Genomic DNA, 16,905 nt, shown 5'->3' with positions numbered 1-16,905 from the left:
AAACGCACTAGGAAGATAAGAGACATTCGAAAAGAATTAATCGCTCATAACAGGGCGATTAATTCTTTTGAACACAACTTAACAGCTCTGTTAACTAAGCCAATTACTTTGTTATCGTAGTTCCCACTTTTACAATTTGAGTCCAAGTTACTCCCGTATCATTACTCATAAAAACGTTTTTTTTGTAAGTAACAACTACGATTTCATTAACGTTTGTCGGGCTCTGAGCGAGGTATTGCACCGCATCGTCTTGATCTAGCTTGGGCATTGATGCGTTTGCATTTTTAATAATCATTCCTTTTTGCCCACCGATCATTAATTCTCCAGCCATATCAAACGAGAGTCCTGTTACTTGAAAAGCCACTGAAGCTTTATCAAAATGATTTCCGCTATCTTTTGATAAGTAGAGCCCTGCCTTGGTAACAAGCGCAACTGTTGCCGGGTCGGTAGGGTGAGCCGCGACTGCCATGACCTCTCCGCTGACCCCTCCCATATTGCTTTTTGTCCAAGATTTTGCATCATCTAAAGAATAATACAGACCAGCTGTGCTCATTTTGGAGTTGGGACTATGGTTAAACACATAAATAGCGTGAGTCTTATATCCAACAGCCATACCATGAAAATCTTCTACTCCATATAGATCAAGCATTTCAATCGTTTTACCGCCATCAGTGCTTTTCACAATACCTAATGGGTTTTTCTCGCTTGACCCTTCTGCAGGGTGTCCACTGCTATAAAAACCCGTGTCAACCGCGTTAAACCCCATATAATCACGTTTTTCCCCTCCACCATGAATCCATTTACCATTCTCATAGCTCATCAATCCATCGTGGGCCGGAATTAATACCTGTTTTCCATCGCTGGAATATCCAAGGCCATGGATGTGCATAAGGGTCATCGACTTTCCTGAAGAACAACCTGCAACTAAAAGAAGAGTAACTGCAAACATACATAAAATAAACGACTTTTTCATTAGCGCTCCTTAAAGCTCATAAATTTGTATACGGCAAATAATATCATAGTATTAAGTTGTGATGATCTTATGAAGATGCGTATTTAATCAGCAATAATTCGAATCATGACTAACAAATAGCTTATATAGGTAACGTATTTGGGGTTTTCTTTGCGTAAAGGTAATTCCACAAGAGTAGCACAAGAGAAATGAGGATCACGCTTGTGCTCGTCCATTGCGCGGCTGTGAAGTTAAATAAATACCTTGGTGTATCCCCCTAAGCATTTCCAATAGAAAGCGTCCCAATGAGTACAGAATATTATACGACAGAAATATAAAACCACGGGGCCAGGATCGATTTTTAAAAATAAGAAGGATTCCAAATACAACAAAGTCCCATTGGCCTTCCCATACTTCCGCAGGCCATAATGCTTGTGAACCATAGGTTTCATATGCAACTGTTCCTGGCGGATAGATAAGTCCAAAATTTGAACCTGTTGGTGAGCCAAAAGCGTCCCCATTTAATAAACAAGCGATTCTGCCCACCCCCTGTCCAAAAATTATGGCGGGTGCTAGGATGTCTGCAAATTCCCAGAAATTAATTTTCTTACGCCAGCAGTAAATTAGACTGGCTGTAAACCCCCCTATCAGCCCTCCTTGGATTGATAAACCGCCTTTCCAAATGGCAAATGACTCAAGAAGATTTTGTGAATAATACGCCCCCTCGAAAAAAACGACTTCCCATAAACGTGCTCCGATTATAGCGCCTATGATCACATAAAAAACGATATCCCAAAGATGCTTGCGGTATTCTGTTCCCTTAGCCAGGAATAATGCAACCCCAAGTGAGAGAAGGATAGCGATTGCTATAATGGTGCCGTACGCCCTTAGTGGATAATCCCCTATTGTAAATAAGATGACTCTCATTGCAATATGCCTCCCTTCATTCTTCATCATTTCATTATAGCGTTTACTTTTGAAGAACCTATGTAGACGAATTCAAAATTCTTATTTATAAGAGCTGCCGCGGCATTCCAGATAATCGAAAGGTCTTAGCCATTGTATTTTATTGCCCATTTAATAAAAATAACCGGTCCTTTTCACAAAGGATTCCGGTTTTCGATTTGCGTTTGCGTACTATTTCAGTACCTTGAAGGCTTCCGCAACTTTTCTCGCAAATGATAAGGGTTCCTCAACGGAAGCGTAGTGAGCATAGACAAGATGAGGATTATCCATCAACCAGTGGTTATGCAGGGCAGTCAACATGATTCCATGTCTTTCTAAATGCCAGATAAAAGGATTAGCTTCATCTTGTAGGAGGGCAGTTTCCCCTAGATTTAGTGTTCTGCCTAGAGAGTCCATAGATTCGAATGACCACATGGAATGGAGAGCAAGCCCGGAATGACTTGGTCTCCCCAATATGCTTATTTTAATGTGGGGACGATCTCTCTCCACCATACATACGCCATGTTTTACGTTCGGCTCTCCACCCAAAATATGAGCGAATTCTTGACAAAGTGCCCCAATATCCTGCATCTTGACTTCTTCCCCTCGTCTATTTTTCATTTCAGCTTATGCCTACTTAACTGAGATATGTGTACGTAACAGTTTCTTTTCCTCCTCAAAAGTTCTACATAAGTATCAGTTATGATTTGATCATCCTGTTCTGATGAATATAGAAATCGAAAGGAAGGGTTAAATAATGAGGATTGACTGGAAGCTTAAAAGCACAATTATAATCGGCGCTTTATCTGTCGTCTTAGCTGGAAGTACCGGTTCAATAAGTGGAATTGAACATTCGAAAATGAATATGGGGGGAACAAACGAATCCTCAGAAACGACGAATGCTCATACAGAAAAGACAGCTGTCTTAACAGGTAAAGAATTTAATTTGGTCGCTACCCAAAGCAATCAAGAAATTGCTCCTGGCAAATCCTTGCCCGTTTGGACATTTAACAACTCAGTTCCCGGGCCACAAATTCGGGTTAAACAAGGAGATGCAGTAAAAATCAATTTGAAGAACGAGTTACCAGAGCCTGTTACAATTCATTGGCATGGTGTTCCTGTGCCAAACAGTGAGGATGGTATTCCGGGAGTAACGCAGAACGCTGTTCAGCCTGGTCAGTCGTATACGTATGAATTTAAAACTGATGTCCCAGGCACCTATTGGTACCACTCTCACCAAGATAGCGTCAATCAGTTGGATCGTGGATTGTATGGGTCATTCATTGTTGAAGGGAACAATGAGGAGAAGGTAGATCGTGACTATACCCTTATGCTTGATGAGTGGGTAAGCTCAGGCAAGGGAATGTCGGAGATGAATATGCCTGGAATGGATCATAGCGGAATGAAAATGAATAGCGATAGTTCTTCAACTATGGACAATAAGATGAGTTCCATGTCCATGGGGGACGATATGAGCATGTACGATTTGTTTAGCATTAATGGTAAGTCAGGCTCGATTGTGGACCAACTCCCTGTTAAGCAAGGAGAAAAGGTACGAATCCGATTGATAAATGCAGGCTACTTATCTCATCAAATTCATTTACACGGACATGAATTCAAGAGCATTGCAACAGATGGGCAACCTATAAGCAACCCAGGTGTTTTGAAAGACAATATAATAAATATCGCTCCGGGTGAACGTTACGATATTGAATTTACAGCTAATAACCCCGGCCAATGGCTAATCGAAGATCATAGCGATAACAAAGCTGCGTCGGGAATGAGAGCAATCATCGCTTACGAAGGTGCTCCAGCTAATTCGGATAAATCCAACGCTTCTGAGAAACTCCCTGCTATAGATTTAACTAATTACGGGCAGTCTGGTAAAAAAACATTCACGTTAGATCAAAAGTATTCGTTGGAATATACGATGAACTTGAACACAGAAATGAAAAATGGGAATATGGTCTATACGATCAACAACAAGACTTTTCCAGATACAGATGTCCTGATCGTAAAAAAAGGAGATACGGTTAAAGTGCGCATTGTGAATAATTCCAAAATGGAAGATCATCCAATGCATTTGCATGGACATTTCTTTCAGGTGCTAAGTAAAAATGGAGAGCCGGTTCAAGGCTCCCCTATCTTCAAAGACACTTTAAACTTAAAGCCAGGTGAGGAATATGTGGTAGCCTTCGAAGCAGACAATCCTGGCAACTGGATGTTCCATTGTCATGATCTGCATCATGCTTCTGCCGGTATGGTAACAGAACTGAAATATACAGACTTCAAGTCCGACTTTGTTGCAGATCCGACCGTGGGAAATAAACCTGAATAATGAAAAAGCTACATTAACAATTAATCTAACCGGCAGGCAGTCGCTTCGGGTTCTCCCCCGTGCGGCTGCTTGTTACATGCATGCGGGATTATCTTATTTCTCGTGATGATGTTTTCTAATATAATTTGCGATTTTAGACATGATTCATCTTAGTCGTGCGCTAGTTTTACCTGGGTCATATTTACGCTTCACCACATGTTCGAACTCATTGACCCTCTGCTCTAATCCAAACTAGCAAATCATATCCCTATAATAGCGAAAGAAAACATCCTTTGCTTGTTCAAAATAGCCTAATTGTTGGTGGCTCAAAAATAACACCTTGGGCATACTTGAATGAGCCACAACAAGTTCACTTCTACCTCTAAATAGGCCTGGGCTTAATGATCCCTACTTTCCATACTTACTGAAGTATACTCGTCATTTTCAAAAATGAGGGCATTGAGACATTTGCCAAGCTTAATACCCCCATCAATCCCAATTATTTGTTGTCCAAACCAAGGTCTACAGTTCGCTTCATCTTTATGCAAGCGCATACAGGATACGTGGCCGAATACTATCCGTTTCCCAACTGGAAGTGTCCCGTCATGCTTATAGAAGCGACCACGAATCCAACGATAATCTTTATATGATGTAAATTTCCAATTTTTTTGCTTTGGATCTATGCCTGCATGAACAAAGATATGATGATCATCTTCATAGTAACTTGGCATGCTACGCAAAAAATTGATTTCATTTGCGTATTGACTTTTGATGTATTGTCGTGCCTCTTCATTGTTCTTATCAGACTGGTACCATGAACAAAATGATCGAATAGTTTGTAATCCGCCTACCCGAGGGCTCGTGTACTTTAATAATGGGTATTCCTCTTCATCAAGCCATCTCAGGAGCAATTCATCATGATTGCCACTTAATGCGTGAACATTTGGATATTCTAATAAACTTTGAACCAATCTTATAACCTCTAAAGAAGCTGGGCCTCCGTCTACATAATCACCTAATAATACAAGTTGATCAATAACTGGATCAAAAGAAACATGATTAAGAAGAGCTTTAAAGGTTTGATGGTACCCATGAATATCAGAAATTATAATTGATCTCACTATGCCGCCCTTCCTTTGTCGAAACCGACAATTCCCAGCAAGTTATAATATCAGTCTACCCGGTTTACCCGAAAAACCAAGTTTACCGAGTAGATTTCATTTTTAACAGGTTTACTTTGGTTTAATTCCTCGCTTACGTTTACACTAAGAATCAATAATTTTAAAAATCATTACTATTTGTAAACACGTAAAAATAAATAACCGAACTTATCGCGTTATATGGTAGACATTTTAAGACATTCGGTTGCAGCTGGCCAAATAGGGGACAAAGACTCTTATGGCAATTACGAATTTAGAGATCGAGTTTTAAGGTATGCCATATCTTCCAAACTTGCTTTGGGCGGCATCAATTTTATAATGTGATTCCAATATATCTTCTATATCGCAATATAACGGATTGTCCCAAGTACCGACCAATGAAATACAAATTTGAGGCTCCCAACACATTGGCTGCAACCAAAATAGCAGCAAAGGAACGTGAAAACGGGCTAAACCCTCCCTGCCTGCCCTAAGACAGGACAAACAACTGCTTGGCATCACGAATACATAATATCATATGTTAACTCACAAGGAATATGGTTCTACTTATTGGGAAGCTTCTTGTCCATACTCTCTAAAACATCTCTTGCAATCCGATGAATCATCTGGACATCTTCAACATCCCTTGTTTTCAAAAAATCATAATGCGTCTGAAGTGCAGAAAGAAGCGCGGTATCAGTCCCTCTTTCAACGTTGACTAATCTAAAGTCAAACAGGTCGCTTGGTTCGATTTCCAAAGCTTCCATTATTTTCTCAAGCGACTCTAAAGAAATATTTCTAGTCCCTCTTTCTACATCACCTAAGTAGGTTTGCTTCATGTTGGCTAGATTCCCTAATTCAGTTTGAGTCAGGCCTTTAGTTTTCCGATAATCCCTTATCTTTTCACCAATTACAACCCTCAAATTTGGAATGTTTGACATTTTGACCACCCAATTTGTATATTAATTATCATTATCACTTATTAGTTATATTATGAAATTGTTTTTAAAACTTTTTAGTGTTATATTGAATGTATAACTTTTTTAAGCGAGGTGACTATTTTTGCAAATATGTAATAACATCCAGAGCTTAGTACTTCTTAATATTGACAATGAACAATTTATCTACAAATTTTATAAACTGCTGTTAAATGATTCCGATCAATTCATTTTGATTTCTAGGAATGAGTCATTGTTTTGTTTCAGAGTCCATTGCTTCGAAGATAAAATGTCCCTGCAATCTATATCAAGCGAAGAAAGCTCTAGAATTGAGGAATTATTAGCAAATATTCAAGAAATAACATTTGAATCAGGCCCTCCAAAAACTTATAGGGTAGTGGGATTTAGTTACAATCATTTTGAATCCAGTCTTTCGTCACAAACCAAATTTAAGATAAGCAATAATAATCAGCCAATTAACATTTTGCCCTACATCATGCAGACTGGGGCTGACAATATCATATTTGTGTAGTGGGGAGGTAATTAATTTTGGTATGAACCTTGGAAAAATTACTGTCAGGCTTCTTTCCATGCTTAACTTAATACCTGAAGGACAATATATTTTACCAAAAAACTTTTATGAGTACGGTTGGGCTGGTTGGCTTCCTCTTGTAAATCTTACTTCATTGCCTAAAATCAGTTATTGTGTTGCATCAGACTTCACAAAACAACAAACTATCGAATACTTAATTCATCAGAAAGTAAATCACACTTTATGGGATTTTGATCTAATTAGGAATGACTTTGCAACAAAAAAAGAGGAAGGACAGTACCAATTATTTTACGCAAGAGAGCTTAACATTAGAAACCGCTTAGAAAAAAATGGGTTAAGCTATCCCAGTACAATGTCCGAGGCTATCCAGCTGTTTATTGATTTGGGACTCGTGACCGAATTTGAAGATATGGATCAAATCATCAAACTTGATTTAATAATTCGCCCATTCCCACAAGCTTCATCCGTACTTAAAAATCTATAAATAACACTTAGTCCAGGAGCGATAACTACTCCATGAGTAACATACTTCCAAGCCAAATCGTGATTGAAAACGTAGTTCAATGTAAAATGCGCGGCAAGGTAGCATATCAGAGCCATGTTCCCGCTGCTATTGCTTTAAATTTAACTTATGTAAAGCCATTCGACGATCCCTCCGGAAAAGGATACCAAAGACCTGTAGATCAGAAACGCTGCAACGACTTCGCTATTTATTTATCCAAAGGTGAGGATGCTCTATTTACACCAATTCTTCTTAACGCAGCATCCAAATGGGAATTTTCATGTTACGATAAACTTCGACCTGCTTTTGGACGATTAATCTGCAAAGGTAAGGCTTCATTGATGGATGGTCAGCATCGTTTAGGGGGCATCAAACGATATATTCAAGAAACCAATTCAGATATCAATGTTCCCTTCTTAGCATTTCATTGCCTAGATGAAGATGAAGAAATTCACTTATTTGACACCATTAACACTAAAGCTAAAGGAATCGGTACTTCATTGAGTAAGTTTTTACGTCGTGATTCAGATGATTTATGTTGGATGGCTACAGAGCTGTTAGTGCGTCCCGAAAGCCCGTTTTATCATATTGGAAGTATTATCGGAAAAAGGAGCAAAGAAAGACATATAACACTTCAGAATTTATACCGTATGCTGCATCTTCTTATTCGCGATTCTAAAATTGAAATATTCTCAAAAGAAGAAAAGTTGTTAATGGCTCTAACTTTTTACAACTCACTCAAAGAAACCTTCACTCATGAATGGTTAGACTACAGCAACTACCGTCTAACACATATTGTTTGTCTGGATGCCTTATCTATTGCCGGTTCAGAACTTCTGGCAAGCTGCACCAATGATATAAAACGACAATTCGATTATAATCGCATACACAAATCTGTTAAAAAGCTATCTCAAATGGATTGGTCCTCAGAAGGACCATTAAAATATCTCAAGGGAATGAACGGTTCTAAAACACTTTCTGTTGAACTTCAAGAACAATTGCTTGGAAAATAAAAGTCTGGTATTGCCCTCACAACCACAACAAAGGTGTGTGAGGGCTCTTTTTATAACCCTAGATATTAATCCATCGACCTTAATTACTCTTCAAACATGTATTTTACATTATGTATGAGTCTCACCTAAGTCCTACGCCCTTCGCTTCAATCCAGCATCACGATTAGAGCTCGCAGGAGCCGTTCTGCGGCTTTCATGGAAAATAGCCGAGGAAATGGACGTTTGCTTGTATTAACAGCTTAAAAACGGTCACAGACGATATAAAAAACGATAAATATTTTTTATTGAATAAAACAAAAAGAGTAACTACGGCCTTTAAAAAACCCGTCACTCTTTTATGCATTGAAGTCCCACTGTAATAAAGAACGATTAAATGTATCTACAAACCCTTGAAAATACTGATTTTTTTATTGATTCGTGCATAGGTCTCTCAACGATTTGCCCGGTTTGAAAGCTGGAATTTTGCTTGCTGGGATTTCGATTTCATCACCAGTCTGTGGATTACGTCCTTTACGAGCGGAACGTTCACGAACTTCAAAGTTACCAAACCCAACCAATTGTACTTTATCCCCGCCTTGCAGCGCTTCGGAAATTGCTTCAAAAACAGCATCAACTGCTTTCGTTGCATCTTTCTTGGAAAGCTCAGAGGTTTCAGCAACCTTGTTAATCAATTCAGATTTATTCATGCCATTCACCTCCCCCCAAGATTTCTTACTTCCGTTACTTCCTGTTTTCACCGTTTCGTCAGAAAATATACATGAATCCGTGAAAAACCGTTGATTTTCTTAGTAAAAATGAACATCGAAAGCAGACGAATAAATTCATAGTAATATACTACGACATCAATTTCAAGTATCGTTTTCCATTTTATGTGGGTATTTTTGCTATAAAACGACAAAAAACACTCTCACGAGTGTTTTTTTGTCTACTTTCTTACAAAATTATGGCAATTAAACCGCCAGATCCCTCGTTGATAATACGGCCAAGTGTTTCTTGCAGTTTGTAACGCGCATTGTCCGGCATTTGCGCAAGTTTCCCTTGAATGCCTTCACGCACAATGGAATGCAAGGATCTTCCGAAAATATCGGATTCCCAAATTTTGAGCGGATTATCTTCAAAATCCTGCATCAAATAGCGAACTAGCTCTTCACTTTGCTTCTCGGTTCCAATAATCGGAGAGAATTCAGACTCGACATCCACCCGAATCATATGAATCGACGGAGCGGTTGCCCGTAAACGGACACCGAATCTAGAGCCTTGACGGATCAATTCCGGCTCATCCAGCGCCATCTCTGCGAGCGTTGGAGGCGCAATGCCGTAACCGGTTGTTTTGACCATTTCCAGCGCCTCTGCGAATTGATCATACTCTCGTTTGGCGTGCGTGAAGTCCTGCATCAACTGCAGAAGGTGATCTTTGCCGCGAATTTCAACACCGACCACTTCCACCAGGATGCGATCATAGAGTTCATCCGGCGCAAAGAGATCAATCTCGGCCACACCCTGACCCATATTAAGCCCAGCGAGTGCCGCTTTGTCGATAAACTCGTATTCAGCAAACTGGCTGACGACACGATCCACGTCGCGCAAGCGTCTAATATCTTGAACCGTATCACGTACGGAGTTTTCGAATTGAGTACGCAGCCAATGATTCTCGTCTAGAACCATGACCCAGCTTGGCAAATTCACATTCACTTCATGAACAGGGAACTCATAGAGCACTTCACGCAGGACAGAAACCATCTCTTCTTCTCCTGCACTTGCCACGCTCATTGTCACTACTGGCACATCATAGCGGCTTTGCAGCTCGCTGCGCAGCTCAAGCGCCGGTTCGCTGTTTGGCTTCTGAGAGTTGATAATGACGATGAAAGGTTTGCCCACTTCCTTCAGTTCATTAATCACTCTTTCTTCCGCCAGCACATAGGATGACCGTGGGATATCCGAGATCGTGCCATCGGTTGTCACCACAACGCCTAGTGTTGAATGCTCCTGAATCACTTTGCGAGTTCCGATTTCAGCCGCTTCCTGGAATGGAATCGGTTCATCGAACCATGGCGTATTAATCATGCGCGGACCGTTTTCGTCTTCATAGCCTTTGGCGCCATCAACCGCATAACCCACACAATCAACAAGGCGCACATTCACATTCAGCCCTTCGGCCACAGAAATTTGGACCGCCGTATTCGGCACGAACTTTGGCTCCGTTGTCATAATCGTGCGGCCAGCAGCGCTCTGCGGGAGTTCATCGGTAGCCCGGATCCTATCCGCTTCGCTTTGAATGTTCGGAAGCACTACAGATTCCACAAAACGCTTAATAAAGGTTGATTTGCCTGTACGGACTGCTCCAACAACCCCCAGGTAAATGTCCCCTCCCGTTCGTTCTGCAATGTCCTTAAAGATATCCACTTTCTCCAAGAGAATCCCTCCTACAGTTTGGTCGTCAACTGACTTTGAGACGTTAACAATTGACTACTCGTACATTCATTTGGACTAGTAAGAAATATATGTACTTTCGATAGAAATATGATAGATGTTGCATATCTTTTTTTACCGCTCATATTTTATGAAGCACATATAGGGCTTTCCTCACCACATTGAAAAAATATATGATTGCATCGACGGCGATATTCTGAAAAATGAAAAAAACCTCCTACAGAATACTGTAAGAGGAGTTGATATTTATGGCGCCACTTGGGGAAGTGGCTGATTATTCTGCCAATGATAGGGAAAACTGCGAATCGGCACAAAGTAAGATTTGTTCACGAGAATTTCTCGTAAATCCTGATCCGATTTTAGGGAACTGGCTAACCCCTGATCTTGAATGAACTTCATCATATCCATTGCATAATCGATAGCAACCTCGCCCGTTTGCTTATTCACCAAATAGGTTACGAGGTTCTGACGGTTGTAAACCGACTTGATTTCAGGTGCTTTCATCCCCAGATTATTGAAATCCACGTACTCGAACGCTTCATTGATAGCAATTCCAGCAGGCAATTTTCCATCATGGCTTGCTTTATAGTCATTGATTTTCTTTTGGACATCTTCCACGCTTTGATATGCCGATAAATCCATCAGCTTCACCGTCGGTTTCGTTTCGGCATCAACGAGCACGTAAATGAAAATACCACCGCTTTCAAAAGCGTTCGCCGGTACGGTGCTTAAATAGTTTGACTTTTTCAACTTTGCAAAATCAATGACATATTTCTCATAGAGAGGGGTTGTCATATCACTATTTTTTATGGGCAGAACACCGGTTTTCTCATGGAAAAGATCAACGGCTTGCTGAACAACGGTAATAAACTCCGCAGGGTTAATCTGATTCTCCTTACGCAGTTCTTTCGGATAAGCGCAACCGCTTAACAGCAGAACCATACTAAGAATAATGCCTATCCATCTGCCATATCCAAGGCCTCGAGCTATTTTCACGCATCCATCATCCTATCCTTGTTCTCTAAAATAAATCATCATCTTCGGCTTGTCTGGCAAGCTGAGCACGTATAGCCGCCTTCAGAGGGTCTTCCGGGATCGTCACCTGCACAGGGCCAACCACACGAGCTTGGCAGGCGAGGCGGTAGCCTTCCTCCGCTTGTGAGCCAAGCTTCAGCCGTTCATTCACATTCATGGGGGCAAGCCCCTTGCTGCTGGCGTCATTCACCTTCACTTTGCACATCAGACAGGCGGCTTTGGCTCCGCATCGTGTGCGTATATGAACCTTGGCCTTACGTCCGGCATCCAGTAAAGTCGTGCCTGCCCGAACACTTATTTTCTTGTCGTCCGGCCAGAAATGCACTTCAAATCCACTCATCAGGTCCACCTACTTATCTGTCAACTTCCTAATCTCAGTGCGAATCTAGTAATTCCTCAAGCTTGTGCTCAAACGCTAGTCCCCAACTATTTCTTTGCAATAACGCATGTAATGCCGGCATATGCAGCTCTGGAGCATCCCTCATCGTTTTAAGGATCGCTTCGTACCGATCAGGCCGCTTTCTCAATAAATTAAAGAGAAGTTCATGAGCTAACGGCATAACCTTCACTTCCAGGCTGCCGATTATAGCTGTACGGCTATGGTCCTCCCATAGGTACGCAGCCTCCACTTGATAGGAGGAATCCAGTGCTTGAACCTTGAAATCCCCTACTACTTCAACCGCATCTCCATGAATATGATAATGGCTGAGGATCGAAGCATATATGTTTGTTTGACTATACACAGGTGTATCAACGGAATAATCCTGGAGAGAAGCATGAATGGCGGATACATCGTTCTTATCCACATAAATATCCAGATCTCTCGGACTTCTTCCAATATCTACGTTTTGCATAAGCAGTCCGCAGCTGCCACCGATGAGCCATCGTACGCTAGGTGCTTGCAATAATTGTGTATGAATGGTCGTAATCGTTGGTACTAACGGTTCCAGCAGGACCAAGATGCCCACACCTTTCAGGCAGAGATTTTAAAAATAGGGCTTATGTGCAACGGAAATGACGCCTGTTTGCTTAATTATGCATTGGCAGGCAAGTCGATAGCCCTGCTCGATTTCTTCTGGCTCCAGGCGATTTTCTTCCGCATCGGAAGGTAGCGAAAGCAGTTCACGTCCAGCAGCTACGTAACAGCGGCATCTGGCACATGTGCCTCGTGTACATGAGAACCCCCATTCCACGTCGTTTTTGAGCGCATGATCCAAGATACTTAGCCCAATTTCCGGCTCCATCGTTTTTTGCGTTTTGCGGGTTTTCAATTCCAGCATGTATGTATCGCCTCCAAATTAGAACAATGATAGCAGCATATAGAGTAAAATCGGAATGAATAAAATAAAGGCAACAGTCGATAGAACGACACGAACCCATCCTTGGGTACGCGTTCTTGCATACGAAATCAATAATGATGCGACAACCATGAGTCCAATGGCGACAAAAGACGCCCACATTTTGTCCAAACTTGACATATTTTTAACCCCTTATGTATAATCTTTCAAATTATCAACAGTAAGTATAGCATAGGATGAGAAAAAAAGCATAAAGGGCAGCAAGCTCCCCTTCATGCTTTTTATTTTTTGCCCATCATCATATTCATAAGCTGCTGCATGTTGTTGCTGTCGAGCTTAGAGCTTTTCACTGCCTGAATGATATCATTGATCGTCTCTTCGGATACTTTAACATTTACAAGGCCAGAGACTTGCTTGATCAGCTGACGCAGCTGAGTCTCACTTTGAAGTGTTGAAGGTTTCACACCGCTAGCAATTCTCTCGATATCTTTAGGTGAAACGGATTTCCCTGTTTTCTTCTTCACCACGTTCAATACGTCTTTAGACATATCTTTATTTGCCAAATGTGCCGCCTCCCTATACCTGATAAGTACTAAATACTTATACGGTATAGTATGAGTGCAGGAAGAATGTGGTGTAGGCTACTTCAACACATTTGTGATGCCGTCTGCAGCCACCTCTTCGATCTCATGCGTTCTGACACGGCCCATAAGGTCCTGCGCGGCTAACTGCGGGGACTTTCCATCGAAAAGCACCTTGTACAGCTCATCTGTAATCGGCATTGTCACATCGTATCTGCGAGACAATTCATAAGCAGCTTTCGTTGTCTTCACGCCTTCCACGACCATGCCCATCTCTTGCAGGACCGCATCTAAAAGCATGCCTTTAGCTAATTTATTTCCAGCACGCCAATTCCGGCTGTGTTGACTCGTACAAGTCACAATCAAATCGCCGATTCCAGCTAATCCGGCAAACGTCAAAGGGTTAGCCCCCATCGTTGTACCTAAGCGAGCGATCTCGGCCAGTCCTCTGGTCATCAGCGCAGCTTTGGCATTATCACCGAAGCCCAAGCCATCTGTCAGCCCTGCACCCAGGGCGATGATATTTTTGAGCGCTCCGCCGACTTCAACGCCTGCAACATCAGGATTCGTATAGACGCGGAAATACGAGTTAATCAATAAATCCTGCGCGGCTTCAGCCGCTTCCAGATCTTGCGCCGCGACAACGACGGTGGTCGGGCATTTCCGTATGACTTCTTCTGCGTGACTGGGGCCGGAAAGCACCACAAGCCGATTCGAATTGATGTCAGGCAGTTCATCTGCCAATACCTCGGTCATCCGCTTGAGGGATCCCGTTTCAAATCCTTTGGTGGCATGAATCAGCAAAGCATCCTTTTTCAAAAAGGGACGCACGTTGGATGCAACTTCACGCATTCCGGACGAAGGAACGACCATAATGATCGCATCTGCTCCCTCAACCGCTTCCTGCAGCGAATTCGTCGCTACGATGAGCGGTGATAACTCCACATCTTGGAGAAAACGGCTATTCCGGTGTTTCTCGTTGATTTCCCACACCTGCTCCTCATTGCGAGACCATAACAGCACCTGATGCCCATTATCCGCCAGTACCGTGGCAAGAGCCGTTCCCCAGCTGCCTGCTACTAGAACCGATACTTTGTTTGACATGGTTACCCCTCCTAAACGTTATGCACTGGAATTACCAGGTGATGTAAGATCAGACTATGCTCTTTTTTGGCCCAGTTTATTCTCTTTGCCCTGAACGAGCTTCACAATGTTGGTACGATGGCGCATAAAGGCAAACGCGCATAGCAGTATACTAATCCACAAAACCGGTAGCGGTCGATCCATTCCCCAAATAAGAAAAGGTAAGAGTGCAGTTAGAATCAAGGAACCTAACGAGACGAAACGGGTTATAGCAATAATGACGATAGCCGTTAAACCTGCAATTAACGTAGGAATGAAGCAAAGCGTGGCCATTACGCCGATTGTCGTGGCAATCCCTTTGCCGCCGCGGAACCCGTAGTACACCGGCCAGTTATGCCCAATGATGGCAGCAAGTCCACACAATACGCGAACCCACATATCGTCCGGTCCGGGAGCTGCCCAAATGCCAAGGCAAACGGCAGCAACCCCCTTCAAACCGTCCAAGAGCAATACCATAATCGCCGGACCCTTGCCCAATACGCGAAGTGTGTTGGTTGCGCCTGCATTGCCGCTTCCATGCTTGCGGATATCGATGCCTTTAAACCATTTTCCAAATAAATAACTAAAGCTGATAGCCCCTAATAAATAACCTGCTACAATTGTTATTATGGAAATTAAAAGCAAGCTGCAACATCTCCTTATTCTTTGTCCGAAGTCTTTCTACGGCTTAGGATACGAATCGGCGTTCCCTCAAAACCAAAGGCTGCACGAATTTTGTTATCCAAATACCGTTCATATGAAAAGTGCATGAGCTCAGGCTCATTCACGAATAGCACAAAGACAGGAGGCTTAACGGCAACTTGAGTAACATAGTTAATCCGCAGGCGTTTGCCTTTATCCGTTGGAGGTGGATTATAGGCTACGGCATCGGAGACGACATCATTCAATAAATGCGTTTGAACACGCAGGGCATGATTTTCCGCTACTTGAACAACAACAGGCAACAGCTTATGCAAGCGTTGTGTTGTTTTGGCTGATACAAAGACAATCGGAGCATAACTCAAGAACAAGAAATGATCGCGAATGGTTTGTGTAAAATGCTGCATGGTTTTATCGTCTTTCTCAACGATATCCCATTTATTTACGACGATGACAATCGCTTTTCCTGCTTCATGCGCATAGCCGGCGATGTGCTTGTCCTGATCAATGATGCCTTCTTGGCCATCAATAACAACGAGCACAACATCTGCGCGTTCGATTGCTTTCATGGCGCGCATCACGCTATATTTCTCCGTGTTTTCATAAACCTTGCCTCTTTTGCGCATACCAGCGGTATCGATGATAACAAATTTCTGGTCATCACGCTCAAATGGCGTATCAATGGCATCGCGTGTCGTGCCGGCAACATCACTGACAATAACACGTTCTTCGCCAAGAATGGCATTCGTCATGGACGACTTGCCGACGTTCGGACGACCGATCAGCGCAAATTTAATAACTTCGTCCCCATATTCGTCATCCTTTTTGTCAGGGAAAAGCCCACAGACAACTTCGAGCAGGTCGCCGATCCCAATCCCGTGCGAGCCCGAGATCCCAACTGGATCGCCGAATCCCAGAGAGTAGAATTCATAGATATCATCTTGGCGCGCCAGGTTATCCACTTTGTTCACGGCAAGGACAACCGGTTTCTTGGAACGGAACAGCAGCTGAGCTACTTCTTCATCCGATGGGGTTACACCCGCTTTAGCATCTACCATAAACACAATAACATCCGCTTCTTCAATCGCAAGCTCAGCCTGCACGCGAACAGATTTGAGGATCGCATCCTCGCCATCAATTTCAATACCGCCTGTATCAATCACGCTGAATGACGTATTCAGCCATTCGCCCACACCATAAAGTCGATCACGTGTTACACCCGGTTTATCTTCTACAATCGCAAGGCGATCGCCTACGATCCGATTGAAAATGGTGGATTTTCCGACATTCGGTCGGCCGACAATTGCAAGTACTGGTCTAGCCAATTCTCATTCACTCCTCCTGATTCCATGATCAGCCATGGAAAAATACGCAACTTACATCATAACAAAAAAGACACGGATTGGCTAATCTCTTTTGA

The 16,905-nt window shown here is 42.4% G+C and carries 19 protein-coding genes; 3 read left to right on the top strand and 16 right to left on the bottom strand.

What is annotated here, in order from left to right:
- Positions 1 to 103: 103 nt before the first annotated feature.
- The 3 genes from PCH02S_RS06575 to PCH02S_RS06565 form a co-directional block, all read right to left on the bottom strand.
- Entirely contained in the window at positions 104 to 973 is an 870-nt protein-coding gene (locus PCH02S_RS06575; RefSeq protein WP_127451254.1) for a F510_1955 family glycosylhydrolase, read from the bottom strand.
- Between the two features lie 195 nt (positions 974 to 1,168).
- Positions 1,169 to 1,879 carry a prolipoprotein diacylglyceryl transferase gene (lgt, locus tag PCH02S_RS06570; RefSeq protein ID WP_246068974.1) on the bottom strand — a complete coding sequence of 237 codons (711 nt, stop codon included), beginning with the start codon at positions 1,877 to 1,879 and terminating at the stop codon, positions 1,169 to 1,171.
- 210 nt (positions 1,880 to 2,089) lie between these two features.
- Positions 2,090 to 2,518, bottom strand: coding sequence for a DUF1259 domain-containing protein (locus PCH02S_RS06565; RefSeq protein WP_218033145.1), 429 nt, complete (start codon positions 2,516 to 2,518; stop codon positions 2,090 to 2,092).
- Between the two features lie 136 nt (positions 2,519 to 2,654).
- Between PCH02S_RS06565 and PCH02S_RS06560 the strand changes: the two genes are divergently transcribed.
- Complete coding sequence (locus tag PCH02S_RS06560) at positions 2,655 to 4,235, top strand: multicopper oxidase family protein (protein WP_127451252.1); 1,581 nt, start codon at positions 2,655 to 2,657, stop codon at positions 4,233 to 4,235.
- Positions 4,236 to 4,612: 377 nt separating this feature from the next.
- Here PCH02S_RS06560 and PCH02S_RS06555 read toward each other — a convergent pair whose 3' ends face one another.
- Together PCH02S_RS06555 and PCH02S_RS06550 are read right to left on the bottom strand one after the other, a co-directional pair.
- Positions 4,613 to 5,335: a metallophosphoesterase gene (locus PCH02S_RS06555; protein WP_164819462.1), complete on the bottom strand. Its 723-nt coding sequence runs from the start codon at positions 5,333 to 5,335 to the stop codon at positions 4,613 to 4,615.
- Positions 5,336 to 5,916: 581 nt separating this feature from the next.
- The gene (locus PCH02S_RS06550; RefSeq protein ID WP_127451248.1) at positions 5,917 to 6,294 is read right to left on the bottom strand and encodes a helix-turn-helix domain-containing protein; all 378 of its coding nucleotides are present in this window, start codon (positions 6,292 to 6,294) and stop codon (positions 5,917 to 5,919) included.
- A 551-nt stretch (positions 6,295 to 6,845) separates the two neighbouring features.
- Here PCH02S_RS06550 and PCH02S_RS06545 point away from each other — a divergent pair.
- Together PCH02S_RS06545 and PCH02S_RS06540 are read left to right on the top strand one after the other, a co-directional pair.
- Positions 6,846 to 7,328: a DUF6042 family protein gene (locus PCH02S_RS06545; protein WP_127451246.1), complete on the top strand. Its 483-nt coding sequence runs from the start codon at positions 6,846 to 6,848 to the stop codon at positions 7,326 to 7,328.
- 32 nt (positions 7,329 to 7,360) lie between these two features.
- A complete protein-coding gene (locus PCH02S_RS06540; RefSeq protein WP_127451244.1) occupies positions 7,361 to 8,359 on the top strand; it encodes a DGQHR domain-containing protein in 999 nt (332 codons plus the stop codon).
- A gap of 407 nt (positions 8,360 to 8,766) precedes the next feature.
- On the opposite strand, the gene PCH02S_RS06535 is transcribed toward PCH02S_RS06540, so the two are convergent.
- From PCH02S_RS06535 to der, 11 genes are all read right to left on the bottom strand, one after another.
- A complete protein-coding gene (locus tag PCH02S_RS06535) occupies positions 8,767 to 9,045 on the bottom strand; it encodes an HU family DNA-binding protein (protein WP_127451242.1) in 279 nt (92 codons plus the stop codon).
- A 247-nt stretch (positions 9,046 to 9,292) separates the two neighbouring features.
- A complete protein-coding gene (gene spoIVA, locus PCH02S_RS06530) occupies positions 9,293 to 10,771 on the bottom strand; it encodes a stage IV sporulation protein A (RefSeq protein ID WP_090821662.1) in 1,479 nt (492 codons plus the stop codon).
- A 264-nt stretch (positions 10,772 to 11,035) separates the two neighbouring features.
- Positions 11,036 to 11,785, bottom strand: coding sequence for a DUF3939 domain-containing protein (locus PCH02S_RS06525; protein ID WP_246068973.1), 750 nt, complete (start codon positions 11,783 to 11,785; stop codon positions 11,036 to 11,038).
- Between the two features lie 25 nt (positions 11,786 to 11,810).
- Positions 11,811 to 12,164, bottom strand: coding sequence for a 2Fe-2S iron-sulfur cluster-binding protein (locus PCH02S_RS06520; RefSeq protein ID WP_127451240.1), 354 nt, complete (start codon positions 12,162 to 12,164; stop codon positions 11,811 to 11,813).
- A gap of 34 nt (positions 12,165 to 12,198) precedes the next feature.
- Positions 12,199 to 12,783 carry a nucleotidyltransferase domain-containing protein gene (locus tag PCH02S_RS06515; RefSeq protein ID WP_127451238.1) on the bottom strand — a complete coding sequence of 195 codons (585 nt, stop codon included), beginning with the start codon at positions 12,781 to 12,783 and terminating at the stop codon, positions 12,199 to 12,201.
- 27 nt (positions 12,784 to 12,810) lie between these two features.
- Positions 12,811 to 13,104, bottom strand: a complete 294-nt coding sequence (locus PCH02S_RS06510; RefSeq protein WP_127451236.1) for a 2Fe-2S iron-sulfur cluster-binding protein — start codon at positions 13,102 to 13,104, stop codon at positions 12,811 to 12,813.
- A gap of 18 nt (positions 13,105 to 13,122) precedes the next feature.
- Positions 13,123 to 13,302, bottom strand: a complete 180-nt coding sequence (locus tag PCH02S_RS06505; protein ID WP_127451234.1) for a DUF2768 family protein — start codon at positions 13,300 to 13,302, stop codon at positions 13,123 to 13,125.
- Between the two features lie 101 nt (positions 13,303 to 13,403).
- Entirely contained in the window at positions 13,404 to 13,670 is a 267-nt protein-coding gene (locus PCH02S_RS06500; protein ID WP_127451790.1) for a stage VI sporulation protein F, read from the bottom strand.
- A 93-nt stretch (positions 13,671 to 13,763) separates the two neighbouring features.
- Entirely contained in the window at positions 13,764 to 14,807 is a 1,044-nt protein-coding gene (locus tag PCH02S_RS06495; RefSeq protein WP_127451232.1) for an NAD(P)H-dependent glycerol-3-phosphate dehydrogenase, read from the bottom strand.
- A gap of 54 nt (positions 14,808 to 14,861) precedes the next feature.
- Entirely contained in the window at positions 14,862 to 15,470 is a 609-nt protein-coding gene (gene plsY, locus PCH02S_RS06490; RefSeq protein ID WP_157319986.1) for a glycerol-3-phosphate 1-O-acyltransferase PlsY, read from the bottom strand.
- 14 nt (positions 15,471 to 15,484) lie between these two features.
- Complete coding sequence (gene der / locus PCH02S_RS06485) at positions 15,485 to 16,810, bottom strand: ribosome biogenesis GTPase Der (RefSeq protein WP_127451230.1); 1,326 nt, start codon at positions 16,808 to 16,810, stop codon at positions 15,485 to 15,487.
- Positions 16,811 to 16,905: the final 95 nt, after the last annotated feature.

Origin of the sequence: Paenibacillus chondroitinus NBRC 15376 (assembly GCF_004000765.1) — a bacterium.
Classification (GTDB): Bacteria; Bacillota; Bacilli; order Paenibacillales; family NBRC-103111; genus Paenibacillus_E; species Paenibacillus_E chondroitinus.
The sequence above is the reverse complement of the archived record's forward strand: the minus strand, read 5'-3'. Positions and strand labels throughout refer to the sequence as shown.

Coding starts and splice junctions, on each gene's coding strand:
- PCH02S_RS06560 (WP_127451252.1), top strand. CDS start 2,655: ATGAGGATTGACTGGAAGCTTAAAAGCACAATTATAATCGGCGCTTTA.
- PCH02S_RS06550 (WP_127451248.1), bottom strand. CDS start 6,294: ATGTCAAACATTCCAAATTTGAGGGTTGTAATTGGTGAAAAGATAAGG.
- PCH02S_RS06500 (WP_127451790.1), bottom strand. CDS start 13,670: ATGTCTAAAGACGTATTGAACGTGGTGAAGAAGAAAACAGGGAAATCC.
- PCH02S_RS06510 (WP_127451236.1), bottom strand. CDS start 13,104: ATGCTGGAATTGAAAACCCGCAAAACGCAAAAAACGATGGAGCCGGAA.
- PCH02S_RS06540 (WP_127451244.1), top strand. CDS start 7,361: ATGAGTAACATACTTCCAAGCCAAATCGTGATTGAAAACGTAGTTCAA.
- PCH02S_RS06565 (WP_218033145.1), bottom strand. CDS start 2,518: ATGAAAAATAGACGAGGGGAAGAAGTCAAGATGCAGGATATTGGGGCA.
- PCH02S_RS06575 (WP_127451254.1), bottom strand. CDS start 973: ATGAAAAAGTCGTTTATTTTATGTATGTTTGCAGTTACTCTTCTTTTA.
- PCH02S_RS06495 (WP_127451232.1), bottom strand. CDS start 14,807: ATGTCAAACAAAGTATCGGTTCTAGTAGCAGGCAGCTGGGGAACGGCT.
- PCH02S_RS06535 (WP_127451242.1), bottom strand. CDS start 9,045: ATGAATAAATCTGAATTGATTAACAAGGTTGCTGAAACCTCTGAGCTT.
- lgt (WP_246068974.1), bottom strand. CDS start 1,879: ATGAGAGTCATCTTATTTACAATAGGGGATTATCCACTAAGGGCGTAC.
- PCH02S_RS06505 (WP_127451234.1), bottom strand. CDS start 13,302: ATGTCAAGTTTGGACAAAATGTGGGCGTCTTTTGTCGCCATTGGACTC.
- PCH02S_RS06520 (WP_127451240.1), bottom strand. CDS start 12,164: ATGAGTGGATTTGAAGTGCATTTCTGGCCGGACGACAAGAAAATAAGT.
- PCH02S_RS06545 (WP_127451246.1), top strand. CDS start 6,846: ATGAACCTTGGAAAAATTACTGTCAGGCTTCTTTCCATGCTTAACTTA.